At 73.1% G+C, this 13511-nt stretch carries 13 protein-coding genes; 4 read left to right on the plus strand and 9 right to left on the minus strand.

Annotated elements, in window-relative coordinates; translation table 11 throughout:
* Positions 1-12: 12 nt before the first annotated feature.
* The 8 genes from GA0070608_RS06870 to GA0070608_RS06905 all read right to left on the minus strand — a co-directional run bounded on the left by GA0070608_RS06870 (position 13) and on the right by GA0070608_RS06905 (position 8188).
* Positions 13-1242 carry a trypsin-like serine peptidase gene (locus GA0070608_RS06870; RefSeq protein WP_091623592.1) on the minus strand — a complete coding sequence of 410 codons (1230 nt, stop codon included), beginning with the start codon at positions 1240-1242 and terminating at the stop codon, positions 13-15.
* Between the two features lie 176 nt (positions 1243-1418).
* Positions 1419-1781, minus strand: a complete 363-nt coding sequence (gene mnhG, locus GA0070608_RS06875) for a monovalent cation/H(+) antiporter subunit G (protein ID WP_091623596.1) — start codon at positions 1779-1781, stop codon at positions 1419-1421.
* Positions 1778-2041 (minus strand): monovalent cation/H+ antiporter complex subunit F, encoded by a 264-nt coding sequence (locus GA0070608_RS06880; RefSeq protein ID WP_091623600.1) that lies wholly within the window; start codon positions 2039-2041, stop codon positions 1778-1780. Before GA0070608_RS06880 ends, mnhG begins: the two co-directional genes overlap by 4 nt.
* Entirely contained in the window at positions 2038-2673 is a 636-nt protein-coding gene (locus tag GA0070608_RS06885; RefSeq protein ID WP_091623605.1) for a Na+/H+ antiporter subunit E, read from the minus strand. The genes GA0070608_RS06880 and GA0070608_RS06885 overlap by 4 nt, the downstream gene beginning before the upstream one ends.
* Positions 2670-4247 (minus strand): Na+/H+ antiporter subunit D, encoded by a 1578-nt coding sequence (locus GA0070608_RS06890; RefSeq protein WP_091623608.1) that lies wholly within the window; start codon positions 4245-4247, stop codon positions 2670-2672. Before GA0070608_RS06890 ends, GA0070608_RS06885 begins: the two co-directional genes overlap by 4 nt.
* The gene (locus GA0070608_RS06895) at positions 4244-4723 is read right to left on the minus strand and encodes a Na(+)/H(+) antiporter subunit C (RefSeq protein WP_091623613.1); all 480 of its coding nucleotides are present in this window, start codon (positions 4721-4723) and stop codon (positions 4244-4246) included. The genes GA0070608_RS06890 and GA0070608_RS06895 overlap by 4 nt, the downstream gene beginning before the upstream one ends.
* Positions 4720-7587 carry a Na+/H+ antiporter subunit A gene (locus GA0070608_RS06900; RefSeq protein WP_091623616.1) on the minus strand — a complete coding sequence of 956 codons (2868 nt, stop codon included), beginning with the start codon at positions 7585-7587 and terminating at the stop codon, positions 4720-4722. Before GA0070608_RS06900 ends, GA0070608_RS06895 begins: the two co-directional genes overlap by 4 nt.
* A 121-nt stretch (positions 7588-7708) precedes the next feature.
* Entirely contained in the window at positions 7709-8188 is a 480-nt protein-coding gene (locus GA0070608_RS06905) for a cation:proton antiporter regulatory subunit (protein ID WP_091623619.1), read from the minus strand.
* Positions 8189-8335: 147 nt separating this feature from the next.
* On the opposite strand from GA0070608_RS06905, the gene GA0070608_RS06910 reads away from it, so the two are divergent.
* Positions 8336-9319: a hypothetical protein gene (locus tag GA0070608_RS06910; protein WP_245715721.1), complete on the plus strand. Its 984-nt coding sequence runs from the start codon at positions 8336-8338 to the stop codon at positions 9317-9319.
* Between the two features lie 76 nt (positions 9320-9395).
* Here GA0070608_RS06910 and GA0070608_RS06915 read toward each other — a convergent pair whose 3' ends face one another.
* Positions 9396-11003, minus strand: coding sequence for an amidohydrolase (locus GA0070608_RS06915; RefSeq protein ID WP_091623622.1), 1608 nt, complete (start codon positions 11001-11003; stop codon positions 9396-9398).
* A 200-nt stretch (positions 11004-11203) separates the two neighbouring features.
* Here GA0070608_RS06915 and GA0070608_RS06920 point away from each other — a divergent pair, with 200 nt between their 5' ends.
* The 3 genes from GA0070608_RS06920 (at position 11204) to GA0070608_RS06930 (ending at position 13410) form a co-directional block, all read left to right on the plus strand.
* The gene (locus tag GA0070608_RS06920; RefSeq protein WP_091623626.1) at positions 11204-11770 is read left to right on the plus strand and encodes a sigma-70 family RNA polymerase sigma factor; all 567 of its coding nucleotides are present in this window, start codon (positions 11204-11206) and stop codon (positions 11768-11770) included.
* Positions 11771-11857: 87 nt separating this feature from the next.
* The gene (locus tag GA0070608_RS06925) at positions 11858-12613 is read left to right on the plus strand and encodes a zf-HC2 domain-containing protein (protein ID WP_091623630.1); all 756 of its coding nucleotides are present in this window, start codon (positions 11858-11860) and stop codon (positions 12611-12613) included.
* A gap of 158 nt (positions 12614-12771) precedes the next feature.
* Positions 12772-13410: a copper resistance CopC family protein gene (locus GA0070608_RS06930; RefSeq protein ID WP_091623634.1), complete on the plus strand. Its 639-nt coding sequence runs from the start codon at positions 12772-12774 to the stop codon at positions 13408-13410.
* Positions 13411-13511: the final 101 nt, after the last annotated feature.

Below are 13511 nucleotides of genomic sequence, written 5' to 3' on the forward strand. Positions count from 1 at the left end.
GGCCCGTCGTCGTCAGCCGTTGGCGATCAGACTGGCGATCTCGTTGTAGATCAGGTGTGCCTTTGCACCCTGGTTCGACGGGCAGCCGCCGAGGTGGTGCAGGGCGATCACCCGGTGGCTGGCATTCAGCACCGGCGAGCCCGAGTTGCCGCCGGAGGTGTCACAGCTGTAGCTGATGTTCCAGGTGTTGTAGTTCGCGTTCTTGACGGTGCACGTCGCGCCGTTCTGGGTGTCCTCGAAGATCGACAGTCGCTTCGGGCTGCCGTCGCCGTGCCCCGGGATGTACATCCGGGTGCCGGTGGTGGTGGCGGTGGTCGCCAGGTAGAGCGTGCCGAAGCTCTGGATGTTGGCGAAGTTGTTCACCGAGTACAGGGTGTAGTCCAGCTGGTTGGAACCACCGCTGCTCACCTTGTAGAGGGTGGCGCCGCTCACCTTGGTGCCGGCGCCCGGGTTGGCGCCGCCACAGGTGGCGCACTGGTAGTTGAACTGCATCTCGCTGCCGCTGACGGCGGACTGGGTCGAGAAGCAGTGCTTGTTGGTCAGCATGCGGTTCGTGTTGCCGACCCGCCAGGTGGTGCACATCCCACCGCCGCTGATCAGCAGCCGCGCCACCGCGTTGCCCCGGGCGTACTCGTTGGGGTGGCTGCTCTGGTAGCAGACCGCGTCGCGGCGGGCGTCGGTGCTGCAGACGGACTGCGTGGAGAAGTTGTGCTGCGCGATCTCCGCGCGGTCGTAGCCGCGCCAGAACCGGTCGATGGTCGCCACGTTGCCACGGGAGGAGCGGCTGCTGTGCACCGTCACCACCGCGGTGTCGCCCTCCACCGACATCGCCCAGAAGCCGGGCTGCCCGTCGGTGGTGTAGTCCGAGCCGGTCGCCCGGTTCAGGTAGCGGTCGTACCGGTGGCTCTCCCGGCCGTCGGGGCTCGCCACGGTCACGTAGTCGCCGTGCGCCAGTCGCAGCGCGCTGAAGTGCACCTTCACGTACGACGCGCCGGGGTGCTGGATGATCTGCGTCCGGCCGTCCCGAGCGGAGGACAGCGCGCCGTCGACGGTACGGAGTTCACCGACCGTGGTGACGCCCTCCGCCGAGAACTGATCCGATTCGGGTGCCCGCTCGGAGTGTGGTGCGAGAGGTTGAACCGCGTACGCCTCGGCGGCCGGCACCGAAAGCAGACTCAGCCCGAGTGTGCAGGCGCCGAGCGCGACCGCCGCCGTTCGCAGGCGACGCATGGCATGTTTCATCATCGCTCCTCCCCAGGAACCAGCACCCAGAAGTGCTTTCAGCCTTCATACACGAAAGCAAGCAAGACATGCAAGATTATCGATGTCTTGGAATCTGCGGGGCGGTGCGGTCGGGTCGGTCTCCACATTGATCGGTTCCCGTGCGGTCCGCTCGACGCCCGGGCCGGCGGCGCCGGTCAGGACCGGCCGGAGCTGATCCGGTCCAGGTGGGGCGCGAGTTCGTCGGTGATCAGCAGGTCGCGGCGGATCTCGTCGTGCGGGTAGCCGGCCCGGCCCACCATGTGCGCCGCGACGGGCGCGGTGGCGAGTTGGAAGGCGCCGACGAGCACGAGGGTGGTGATGTCCACGCCGGTACGCAGCCGCAGCGCGCAGCCGAGCATGACGAGCAGCAGGCCGAGCACCTGGGGCTTGGCCGCGGCGTGCATCCGGGCGAGCAGGTCGGGGAAGCGCACCAGCGCCGCCCCGGCCGCGACGCAGAGCAGCGCACCGGCGATCAGGCAGACGGCGGCGATGACGTCGAGGACGGCGTCGAGCGTCACTTGTCGTTCCTCCGGGCGGCGAACCGGGCGACGCTGACGGAGCCCACGAACCCGAGGATGGCGAGAACGACCAGCACGGGCAGCGCGGTGGCGTCGCGGCTGTAGGCGACCTCGGTGGCGATGGCGGCGACGACGACGGCGAGCAGGACGTCGACGGCGACGGCACGGTCGAGGATGGACGGTCCACGGATGATGCGGACGAGGGTCAGTCCGACGGCCACGGCGAGCAGCGCGGCGACGGTCACGGCGACGACGGTCATCTGGGTGCCCCTTCCGGGTGGGCCGGCTCCGGCGGGCCGGCGGGGTCGGGTTGCGTCACGCGGCGCAGTTCGTCGGGCGAGCCGATGGCGGCGACGATCCGCGCTTCGAGGTCGAGTACGCCCTGCCGGAACCGCTCCACCTCGGCGCGGTCGCGGATGCCGATGACGTGCACGTAGAGGGTGCCGGTCGCCCGGTCAGCCTCGATGATGAGGCTGCCGGGCACCAGGGAGAGCGCCTCGGCGGTGAGCGTGAGGTTGAGGTCGGTGTTGACCCGCAGCGGCACGGCGATGATCGCGCTGAGCGGGGGGTGCCCGAACCGCACCGCCAGCCGGGCGATCTGGACGGAGGCGACCACGAGGTCTCGCAGGAAGCGCACCCAGAACCGGGCGAGCGGCACGGGGCGGATCCGACCGGCGAAGGTCACCGGCGGCAGCGGGAACACCGCCAGCAGCACGACGGAGAGCACCAGCCCGCTGATCAGGTTGGCCCAGGTGAAGGTGCCCCAGAGCAGCACCCAGACGCTGGTCAGCCCGATCACGGCGATGATCCGGTTGCGACGGCGCGCCTTTCGGGTCAGCGGCGGGTTCGTCGGTCCGGCGGGGTGCGCCGGGGTCGTCGGTCCGGCGGTCACGGGGCACCGTCCGGGAACACGGCCTCGACGTACGGGGTCCGGCGCAGCAGGTCGTCGGCGGCGTCGGTGCTGATGTCGAAGAGCGGCCCGGCCACCACCGTCAGCGCCAGGCCGAGCACCACCAGGGCGGCGGTCGACCCGATCATCAGCCGGGGCAGCACGGCGCCCGACGCCTCGGGGTCCGGTTCCCGGTGTGGCTGCTCGGCACCGTCGGTGCGGGCGGCCCGGACGGTGTCGCCGGCGTCGGGCATGTCCGGGTGCGGGGCACGCCAGAAGGCCAGGTTCCACACCCGGGCGATGGCGTAGAGGGTGAGCAGGCTGGTGAGCAGCCCGCCGGCGACGAGCGTCCAGGCGAGCGGGCCGCCGTCGTCCACACCGGCCTGGACGAGGCCGAGCTTGCCGAGGAAGCCGGAGAACGGTGGGATGCCGGCGAGGTTGAGCGCCGGCAGGAAGAACAGCACGGCCAGCAGCGGCGAGAGTCTGGCCAGCCCACCGAGCCGGTCCAGGGCGGTGCTCCCGCCACGTCGTTCGACGAGGCCGGCGGCGAGGAACAGGGTCGTCTGGATGGTGATGTGGTGCACCACGTAGAAGATCGCCGCGGACAGCCCGAGGGAGGTGCTCAGGCCGACGCCGAAGAGCATGTAGCCGATGTGGCTGATGAGGGTGAACGACAGCAGCCGTTTGACGTCGGACTGGGCGACCGCGCCGAGGATGCCCACCACCATGGTCAGCGCCGCCACCACCAGCAGCAGGTCGGCGGTGCGCCCGCCGGGGAACAGCAGCGTCTCGGTGCGGATGATCGCGTACACGCCGACCTTGGTGAGCAGGCCGGCGAAGACCGCGGTGACCGGGGCCGGGGCGGTCGGATAGCTGTCCGGCAGCCAGGCCGACAGCGGGAACACGGCCGCCTTGATGCCGAAGGCGAGCAGCAGCATGCCCTGGAGGACCAGCCGCAGGTCGTCCGGCAGCGCGTCGAGCCGGTCGACGAGCTGGGCCAGGTTGAGCGTGCCGGTCGCCGCGTAGACCAGGCCGATCGCGACCAGGAAGATCAGCGACGACAGCAGGCTGACCACGACGTACGTGGTGCCGGCCCGGATCCGGGTCTCGGTGCTGCCCAGGGTCAGCAGCACGTAGCTGGCCACCAGCAGGATCTCGAAACCGACGTAGAGGTTGAACAGGTCGCCGGAGAGGAACGCGTTGCACACGCCCGCGGTCAGCACGAGGTAGGTCGGGTGGTAGACCGACAGCGGGGTCTCCTCGTTGCCGTCGGCCGTGCCCTGCCCGATCGAGTAGACCAGCACGCAGAGGGTGACGGCGGCGGATACGACGAGCATCAGCGCCGCGAGCTGGTCGGCGACCAGGACGATGCCCAGTGGCGCGACCCAGCCGCCGACCTCGACGACCAGCGGCCCGTCGACGGAGGAGAAGAGCAGCAGCATGGCCGCCACGGCGACGGTGGCGGTGAGGACGGTGAGGCTGACCCAGCGCTGGGCACGGGGTCGGGCGACGAGCAGCAGCGTCAGGGCCGCGCCGAGCAGCGGCATCACCACCGGCAGGGGTACGAGCCAGGTCATCGGCCCCTCCCCGCGTCCCCGGCCGGGCTCGCCGCCCGGTCGTCCGCGGGCCCGGTGACCGGGCCACCGTCACCGCTGTCGTTGTCATTGTCGTTGTCGGCGGTGCCCGGGCCCTCGTCCCGGTCGGCCAGCTCCATGATGCGGCGGTCCTCGACGTCGTCCTGCACCTCGTCGTGCCCGTTGAGGTGCCAGCTGCGGTACGCCAGGGCGAGCAGGAACGCGGTCATGCCGAGGGTGATGACGATCGCGGTCAGCACCATGGCCTGGGGCAGCGGGTCGCTCATGTCCCCCTCGGCGGTGGTGCCGACGATCGGCGGGCCGCCCGCCCGGCCGCCGGTGAGCAGCAGGAGGTTGGCGCCGTTGCCGAGCAGGATCACGCCCATCAGCACCCGGGTGAGGCTGCGTTCCAGCAGCAGCGTCACCCCGGCGGCGAAGAGCACGCCGACCACGAGGACGTAGGTCAGGTTCGGGTTCACACCAGCTCCTTCGTCCGGTCGTCGGGCTGTTCGGTCTCGTCCTGGTCCGTCTCGTCCTGGTCGTTCTCCTGCTGGTCGGTCTCCTGCTGGCGGTCCATCTCCGCGCCGAGGCTGCGCAGGATGTCCAGGATCAGGCCGACCACGATGAGGTAGACGCCGACGTCGAAGAAGGTCGACGTGACGAAGTGGAGGTGACCGAGGACCGGCACGTGGAAGTCCAGCAGGGCGCTCTGTAGGAACTCCCCGCCCAGCAGCATCGCGGCGACGCCCGTGCCGACCGCGACGAACAGTCCGGCGCCGAGCAGCTTGCCGGCGTCGACCGGGGCGGCCCCGTTGAGTTCGGTACGCCCGCCCGCCAGGTAGCGCACGGCCAGCGCGAGCCCGGCGACCAGTCCGGCGGCGAAGCCGCCGCCGGGGGCGTTGTGCCCGGAGAAGAGCAGGTAGATCGAGAAGAGCACGATGGCGTGGAACAGCAGCCGGGTGACGACCTGGAGGATGACCGACTGCTGGCGGGTGGTGGCGCCGGTGGTGAGCCAGCGCGGCCGCGCCGACGCGGTGCGGCCGGCGCCGGGGATGCCCCGGCGCAGGCCGAGGTCCCGGGTCCGGCGGAAGATGAGGCTGGCCACGCCCGTGGCGGCCACCACCAGGACGGCGATCTCGCCCATCGTGTCCCAGGCCCGGATGTCCACCAGGGTCACGTTGACGATGTTCTTGCCGCCGCCGTAGGAGACGGCCTGGTCGGGGAAGTCGACGGAGATCGGGGTGGCCACCCGGGCACCCGCCGCGACGTACGCCATGCCGGCCGTGACCACGCCCACGGCGACGCCGAGCGCGACGCGACCGCGCCGGCTGGACCGGATGGGCCGCTCGGAGAACTTGGCCGGCAGGTGTCGCAACACCAGCACGAACATGACGATCGTGACGGTCTCCACCAGGAACTGGGTCAGGGCCAGGTCCGGAGCTCCGTGCAGGATGAACAGCAGCGCGGTGCCGTAGCCGGCGACGCCGACGAGGATCATCGCGGTCAGTCGGCGCCGGGCGCGGGCGGCGGCCACGGCGGCCACGATCACCACCGCGGCGGCGACGGCCTGCAACGGGGTGTCCCACAGTTGGAACCGCTGTGGCCAGGGGAACCCGGCCAGCAGCGCCCCACCCGGCAAGGTAATCAGCACCAGCAGGATGACCCCGAGATAGAACGGGAGGGATCCGCGCTGGGTGGCGCCGGTCAGCTCCACCGCCAGCCGGTCCACCCCGCCGATGAGCCGGTCGTAGACGGCCGCCCCGTCGAAGGGCAGGCGGGCCGCCGGGCCCAGCCGCCCCCGGTGGCGCAGGAGGAACAGCCCGACGCCGGCGGCGACCGCCAGCGCCGACAGGCCCAGCGCCGGGGTCGGCCCGTGCCACAGCGCGAGGTGGTAGCCGGGCTCGGCGGTCGGGTACAGGTCCGCGTACGGGGCGAGGAACCTGTCGACGACGGGCGCGAAGAGCCCCACCGCCAGGCCGGCGGCGGCGAGCACGACGGCCGGCGCGAGAAAGAGCCAGCCGACCGGCCGGGCCTGGGTGGCGGGCACGTCGCCTTTGGTGGCGAACGCGCCCCATACGAAGCGCAGCGTGTACGCCACGGTCAGCGCCGAGCCGAGCACCACGCCGGCGAGCACCGCCAGGTCGGCGGCGCCGCCGTGCAGGAACGCCTCGACCGCCGCCTCCTTGGCGACGAATCCGGCCAGCGGCGGCAGGCCGGCCATCGAGGCCGCCGCGAGGCATGCCACCACCGCGAGGGCCGGTGCCCGGCGACCGAGGCCGCTGAGTTCGCGCAGGTCACGGGTGCCGGCGGCGTGGTCGACGACCCCGACGACGAGGAACAGGGTGGACTTGAACAGCGCGTGGGCCAGCACCATCGCCACGCCGGCCAGGGCGGTGTCGCGGGTGCCGGCGCCGAGGACCACCATCAGCAGGCCGAGCTGGCTGACGGTGCCGTAGGCCAGCAGCAGCTTCAGGTCGACCTGCCGCAGCGCCGCCCACCCGCCGAGGAACATGGTGATCAGCCCGCCGGCGAGCAGCACCGGCCGCCACGGCGTGACCCCGGCCACGGCCGGCCCCATCAGGGCGACGAGGAACACACCGGCTTTGACCATCGCCGCGGCGTGCAGGTAGGCGCTGACCGGGGTGGGCGCGGCCATCGCGCCGGGCAGCCAGAAGCTGAACGGGAAGATCGCCGACTTGCTCAGGGCGCCGAGCAGGATCAGCACCAGGGCCACGGCCAGGTAGCTGCCGCCGGGCAGGTCGGCGGCGATCTCCGACCAGCGGTAGGTGCCGGCGTGCTGGCCGAGCATGACGAACCCGGCGAGCATCGCCAGGCCGCCCAGGGTGGTCACCAGCAGCGCCTGCATCGCGGCCCGCCGGCTGGCCCGCCGGGTCGGGTCGCTGCCGATCAGCAGGTAGGAGAGGACGGTCGTCAGCTCCCAGAACACGTACAGCAGCAGCAGGTCGTCGGAGACCACCAGGCCGAGCATCGCCCCGGCGAAAGCGACGAAGACCGCCGCGAAGCGGCCCAGGCCCGGGTCGTCGGAGCGGAAGTAGCGGGCGCTGTAGGCGAGCACCAGCGCCCCGACCCCGCCGACGAGCACCACCATCAGCCACGCCAGGGTGCCCATCCGCAGGGCGACCTCCAGGCCGAGCTGGGGAACCCAGGTGACCGTCTCGACGACCGGGGTGCCGGAGCGGACCGTCCCGGCCCGGGTCAGCGCCCAGCCCAGGGTCGCGGCGGGGGCGAGGGCGACCAGGTAGAGGGCGCGCCGCCCCCAGATACGTATCAGTCCCGGGGCGATCACGGCTGCGAGCGCATGGATCGCCACCAGAACCAGCACATACCCTCCCCAGAGCTCGACAGCCGGTTAGTCAAGCCTAACCGGTAAGGAGCGAATCCGCCTACTGCCGATACCGGTCCAGCAGCGCACCCGCGCCTGTGGATGGTGCGACTACCGGTCGTCAGCCCCCCGCGAGGAGATCCGCGGCGGCCGACGTCGCGGCCTCGGTGCCCGCGACCACGACCTCGTCACCGGCGTGCAGGACGAACCCGTCGCCGGGGGTCGGCACCACCGTGCCGTCACGGACGACCGCGAGCAGCGCCAGTGCCTGCCCGGCCAGGCCGGTGCCGGCGAAGGGCCGCCCACCGGCCGGCGAGTCGAAGCTGACCGGTATCCGCACCACGGAGACCCCGGGCAGCCGCCGCTCCAGCTCGGCGACGTGGTCCACCGTCACCGCCTCGTCCAGCACGGCGGCGACCGCCTGCGCCTCACCTTTCGCCAGCACCAGGGTGTGCAGTGCCGTGTCCAGGTCCTGCGGGTGGTAGACGACAAGGTCACGCTGGCCGTTGACGTGCGAGATGACGGCGGCCTGCTGACCCCTGGCGGTCGTGAAGCGCTGGCAGACACCGATCCCGGCCATCACCGTACGTTCGAACCGCATGGCCGACCTCCCGTCGCTCGCGTACCTTCTGCCTATCATGATCAGGAGGCGATCGCCCACCTTCCGGCTACTCTTGGCGGCCTGGTGAGCAGGGCGGACGGCATGCTCCGAAGCGCGCCGGATCGCGCCGGTGATCGAAGATGACAGATGGGTGGGGCGATGCGGATCGGGGCGCTGGTGTCGACCCGGGCGGCCCTCGCCGGGGCGACGGGCAACGCCCTCGTGATGGGCGTGGCCGAAGTGAGCACCCCGCTCGGCTGGGTGCTCCTTCCCGGGCTCCTCGGCGTGTCCACCCGCCCCCGGGTGGCCGCGCTGGTCTCCGCCTGGGCGGCCGTCCTGCTGGCGGCGTCCGTGGTCGTTCCCGTCGTACCCGGGCACCGCGCCGATCCGTGGGCGCTCGGCGCCTCCGTGGCCAGCCTGGCCGCCGTACCGCTGCTGGCCTGGACCCGGCGACGTCGTGTGGAGCGCGCGGTAGCCCGCGTGCCCGCACCGCGCGACGTCGCCGTGTTCACCATGCCCGCCGGCACGGGACGCGCCGCACTGGCCGTCTGCCGCACCCCGGGGGAGGTCGCCGCGGCGGTACCGCTCCGGCGGGGCGGCCTGCGCGTCCTCGTCGGTGTGGCGCACGGCGCCACCCTGGCCCGACCCGAGCACACCCGGGCACTGGAGGCGGCCTTCCGCACCGAGGCCCTGCGCGGCGGACGATCGCTGCCACGGATCGCCGACACCCTCGACCACGTCGTGCGGGACATCTCCCCCGGCGGCTACCTCGCCGCCACCCTGGTGGAGGTCGCCGGGGACGGGCGCGTCGTGCTGCTGCGCCGCGGCGGCCCGGACGTCGCCGTGCACGCCGGGGACGGGACACGTCCCGGGGATCTGCCCGACGCGGGCCCGATCGGCCTGGCCGAAGTGGCGACGAGCGTCACCGAGGCGCCGGCGGACGCCCTGCGGCTGGCGGTCACCCCGGCCGCCGACCGGCCCGGCCACGCCGCCGGGTCACACCGGTGGACCGACGAGGCGCTACGGTCCACGCTTCCCGCGGACGCCGTGGTCGCGCTGACCCGACTCCCCGGCAGCGGTCGCCGGATCGGCCCGGCGCTGGTGATCGACCTGCCGCCCGAGCGACCCTGACCGCCGGCCCCGCTCCGCTCGGCGACCGGCGGGTCAGCGCTGCCCGGCGACCGGCGGGTCAGCGTCGTCCGGCGGGTCAGCGCTGCCAGCGCACCACCCCGCCGACCACGGTCAGCGCCACCGTGAGGTCGCGCAGGTCCGCCGGCTCGACCCGGTACGGGTCGGCGGGCAGCGCGATGAAGTCCGCGAGCATCCCGGGGGTCAGCCGCCCCTTCAGGTGCTCCTCGTAGGAGGCGTACGCGCCCGCCTCGGTGAAGCAACGCAGCGCCGTGTCGACATCGACCCGTTCGTGCGGGTCCACGCCGCCGGGCGGGGTGCCGTCGGCCTGCTGCCGGGTCACCGCCGCGTGGATGCCGAAGAACGGATCCGGGTCCTCCACCGGGGCGTCCGAGCCGAACGCCACCGTCGCGCCGGCGTCCAGCAGGCTGCGCCAGGCGTACGAGGCGAGGTCCCGGCCGGCGAGCATCCTGCTGGTCAGGGGAATGTCGCTGGTGCAGTGGGTGGGCTGCATCGAGGCGGTCACGCCCAGCCGGGCGAGCAGCGGCACGTCCGCCGGCCGCAGGTGCTGGGTGTGTTCGATCCGGTGCCGCAGCCGCCGTACGGCTCCCGCGACGGTCGGGTTGGTGCGCGCCGACTCCTGCCACCGGGCGTACGCCCGCAGCACCATCTGGTTGGCCGCGTCACCGATGGCGTGCGCCGCGACGGCGATGCCGGCCCCGGCTGCCTTCGCCACCAGCCGCTCGAACTCCTCCACCGGGGTGACCGCGATGCCATGGTTGCCCGGCTCGCCGTCGTACGGTTCGGTCATCAGGCAGGTGTGCGAGCCGAGCGCCCCGTCGGTGAAGATCTTGACCGGGCCGGTGCTCAGCCAGCGGTCCCCGTCGCCGGTCGCCCAGCCCCGGTCGATCGCCTCGTCCAGCGCGGTCGACGGGATCGACTTGTGCACCCGCAGCGGCAGCTCGCCCCGGGCGTACAGGGTCTCGTAGGCGGCCCGGCAGTCCTGCCCGTCCAGGTCGTGGATGCTGGTGAGGCCGACGGAGAGCAGCCGGGGCAGGTGGGTGCGCAACAGCGCGACCAGGTCACCGGTGAGCGAGGTGCGCATCAGGTCGTAGGCCGCGTCCCCCGCCGACTCCCGCAGGATGCCGGTCGGCTCGCCGCGTTCGTCACGGACGATCTGCCCGCCGGCCGGGTCGGGGGTGCCGGCGTCGATGCCGAGCCGGCGGAGGGCGGCACTGTTGACCCAGGTGGTGTGCCCGTCGATGCTGGGCAGCACGGCGGGCCGGTCCGGGCAGACCCGGTCCAGGTCGGCCCGGGTCGGCTGCACCGGCCGGTCCCACTTGTGGCTGTCCCAGCGCCCGCCGAAGAGCCAGGCGTCGGACGGCAGGGTGGCGGCGTGCCGCCCGATCCGCGTCAACGCCTCGTCGAGGCTGGTCGTGCCACGCAGGTCCACCTGTTCCAGACCGCGTACGTAGAGCGCCGAGTGGAGGTGGCTGTCGACCAGCCCGGGCAGCACGGTCATCCCGTCGAGGTCGACCCGGCGTGCCTCGACGCCGGCGCGGTCCCGGCATTCGGCGAGGCTCCCGACGGCGACGATCCGCTCGCCGCGGACCAGCATCGCCTCGGCGTGTGGACGGGCGGGGTCGAGGGTGTGGATCTGGGCGTTCTCGAAAACCGTGGCGGTCATGGGCTGCCTGCTTCGACGGTCGGGTGGGGGCCAACCATGCTAGACAGCTCCCGGCGACGGGCACAGTGACCCCCGGAGATGGGTGCCGGCAGTGGGTCCCCGCTGGAATCGGTTGCGGTACGCTACCGACCAGTCACTACTACAACCTGTCGTGATTGTCGGCGGGCTCCCCCTCCGGCAGCCCGACGCGGAGGTGCCGGATGGCTGACGACGTGGAGCTCGCCGCGTGGGCGCTGGCCGCCGGCCGGGGCGATCGGACCGCCGCCGCCTCGCTCGTCCGGGCGACCCAGCAGCAGGTCCGGCGCTTCCTCGCCGCGTTGATCTCGCCCCGCGAGGCGGACGACCTGACACAGGAGACCTTCCTTCGGGCGATGCGGTCGCTGCCGTCGTACGCCGGACGCTCCTCGACCCGGACGTGGCTGCTCGCCATCGCCCGCCGGGTCGCGGCGGACCACGTCCGCACCGTGACGTCACGGCCACGGATGGTCCCGATGCCGGACCGGTACGACGCCCCCGACCCGGGGCACAGCGGCTTCGACCGGCAGATCGTGCTCGAACACCTCATCGCGGCATTGCCCACGGACCGGCGGGCGGCGTTCGTCGCCACCCAGGTTCTCGGCCTGTCCTACGCCGAGACCGCGCAGGTGTGCGGCTGCCCGGTGGGCACCATCCGTTCCCGGGTGGCCCGGGCCCGGGAGGATCTCGTCGCCGCCGTGCACAACTGGCCCGAGTTGGACGCGCACCGGGGCGGCAAGGCCACCGGCTGAGCCGCACTCCCCCGCTGACCTGCGCGAAAGCGGCGGTCCGGCAAACTGCGCGGGAACCAACGACCTGTCCGGGCCGACTACCGGTACATGGGGTGTGAGCAGTGGCGTGAGGTGCTGTCGGCGCAGTTGGACGGGGAGGAGACCACCGCCGAGCGGACGGCGGTGGCGGCCCACCTGGCCGGCTGCGGCGGCTGCCGGACGTGGTACGACCAGGCCGCGGCGGTGACCCGTCGGGCCCGACTGTCGGTCGCCGTCACCGGTGCCGACCTCACCGACGTCATCCTCGACGCCCTGCCCACGCCGGCTCCACGCCGCCGGCGGGAGCGGGTCGCGCTCACCCTGCGGGCGGCGCTGGGTCTGATCGGGGCGTTGCAACTCGTACTGGGGCTGGCACAGGTCGGACGCGGCACGGCGGGCGCACACGGGCACGCGGCGACCGGCGCGCTGGCCTCCGGGCACCTGTGGCACGAGTCAGCGGCGTGGAACGTCGCCGTGGGCGCGGGCTTCCTGTTCGTCGCGGCCCGGCGCACACCCCCGACCGGGCTGGTGCCGATGTTGAGCGCCTTCGTCGGCATGCTCGCCCTGCTGTCGGTCAACGACCTGCTGACCGGCCAGGTGGACGCCACCCGGCTGGTCAGCCACGGCTTCCTGCTCGTGGGCTACCTCATCGTCGTCGCCCTGTCCCGCCGGAGGGCGCACCCCGACAGCCCGGTACGGCGCAGCCGTCCGGACGAACCCCGCTGGAGCCTTCCCGCCGACGAACCCGCGGAGTCGCCGGGGCTGCGGCTGCTCCCGGCTCCGCATCCCGGCTCCGCGCGTGTCTCCGACCGTCGCGCGGCCTGACTCGGCGGAGCCGCCCGACGGCGGGGCGGATCGCTCGGAAGGCGCCCACAGTCGCCGGCCAGAGGTACCCGTCCGGGCCGGAACCTCCCCGGCCAGCCTGCCGACCAACCGGACGTCACATGACCAGTCACCACCAACAACCAGGAGAAACACCAGACATGCACACCCGGTCCCGCCGCCCGACCGCTGCGGCCCTCGTCGCCGCCGCGCTGGCCGCCGCCGCGCTGCTGCTCGTACCGGCGACCCCCGCCGCCGCGCACAACACGCTGCGGGCCGCCAGCCCCGCCGACGGCGCCCACCTGACGACGCCGCCGACGCGGATCACGCTGGAGTTCGCGCAGCGGCTCGACCCGACCTTCACCACCATCGCGCTGACCGACGCGGTTGGGCGGAAGATCCCCACCGGTGCGCCAGCCGTCGACGGGACGAAGGGCACGGTGACGATCGACGAGGCGCTGGGCGAGGACACCTACACCGTCGCCTTCCGGATCGTCTCCGCTGACGGACATCCCGTGCAGGGGTCGTACCGGTTCACGGTCGCCGGCGGCGTCGGCGCCGCTCCCGGAGCGACCGGAGCGAGCAGCGCCCCGCAGACCGGCGGGGCACCCGTCTCGTCGGGTGGCCCCACCGCCACCGCTGCCGCGACCGACTCCGGCGCCGCTCCCTCGACCGCCGCTGCGGCGACCGGCTCGGGCGGCTTCGGGGCGGGCGCCGCCGCGCTCGTGGCCGCCGGGGTCCTGGTCGCCGTCGTCGGCGGGGCAGCGCTACTGCTGCGCCGACGCCGCGAGACCGCCTGACGGGCCAGCACCCCTACCTCCTGACGGGGACCGCCCGGCCTCGACGCCCCGGCCCGTGTCAACGGCAGGACGTCCACCGCTACCCCTCCTCCCGCACCGCC

It is taken from the genome of Micromonospora peucetia (genome assembly GCF_900091625.1).
Lineage (GTDB): Bacteria > Actinomycetota > Actinomycetes > Mycobacteriales > Micromonosporaceae > Micromonospora > Micromonospora peucetia.

What these genes read in the sequence shown, in the direction of transcription:
- GA0070608_RS06915 (WP_091623622.1), bottom strand. Translation starts at nt 11,003, where the DNA reads ATGACCGCCACGGTTTTCGAGAACGCCCAGATCCACACCCTCGACCCC.
- GA0070608_RS06910 (WP_245715721.1), top strand. Translation starts at nt 8,336, where the DNA reads ATGGGTGGGGCGATGCGGATCGGGGCGCTGGTGTCGACCCGGGCGGCC.
- GA0070608_RS06905 (WP_091623619.1), bottom strand. Translation starts at nt 8,188, where the DNA reads ATGCGGTTCGAACGTACGGTGATGGCCGGGATCGGTGTCTGCCAGCGC.
- GA0070608_RS06920 (WP_091623626.1), top strand. Translation starts at nt 11,204, where the DNA reads ATGGCTGACGACGTGGAGCTCGCCGCGTGGGCGCTGGCCGCCGGCCGG.
- GA0070608_RS06925 (WP_091623630.1), top strand. Translation starts at nt 11,858, where the DNA reads ATGGGGTGTGAGCAGTGGCGTGAGGTGCTGTCGGCGCAGTTGGACGGG.
- GA0070608_RS06890 (WP_091623608.1), bottom strand. Translation starts at nt 4,247, where the DNA reads ATGACCTGGCTCGTACCCCTGCCGGTGGTGATGCCGCTGCTCGGCGCG.
- GA0070608_RS06930 (WP_091623634.1), top strand. Translation starts at nt 12,772, where the DNA reads ATGCACACCCGGTCCCGCCGCCCGACCGCTGCGGCCCTCGTCGCCGCC.
- GA0070608_RS06870 (WP_091623592.1), bottom strand. Translation starts at nt 1,242, where the DNA reads ATGAAACATGCCATGCGTCGCCTGCGAACGGCGGCGGTCGCGCTCGGC.
- GA0070608_RS06880 (WP_091623600.1), bottom strand. Translation starts at nt 2,041, where the DNA reads ATGACCGTCGTCGCCGTGACCGTCGCCGCGCTGCTCGCCGTGGCCGTC.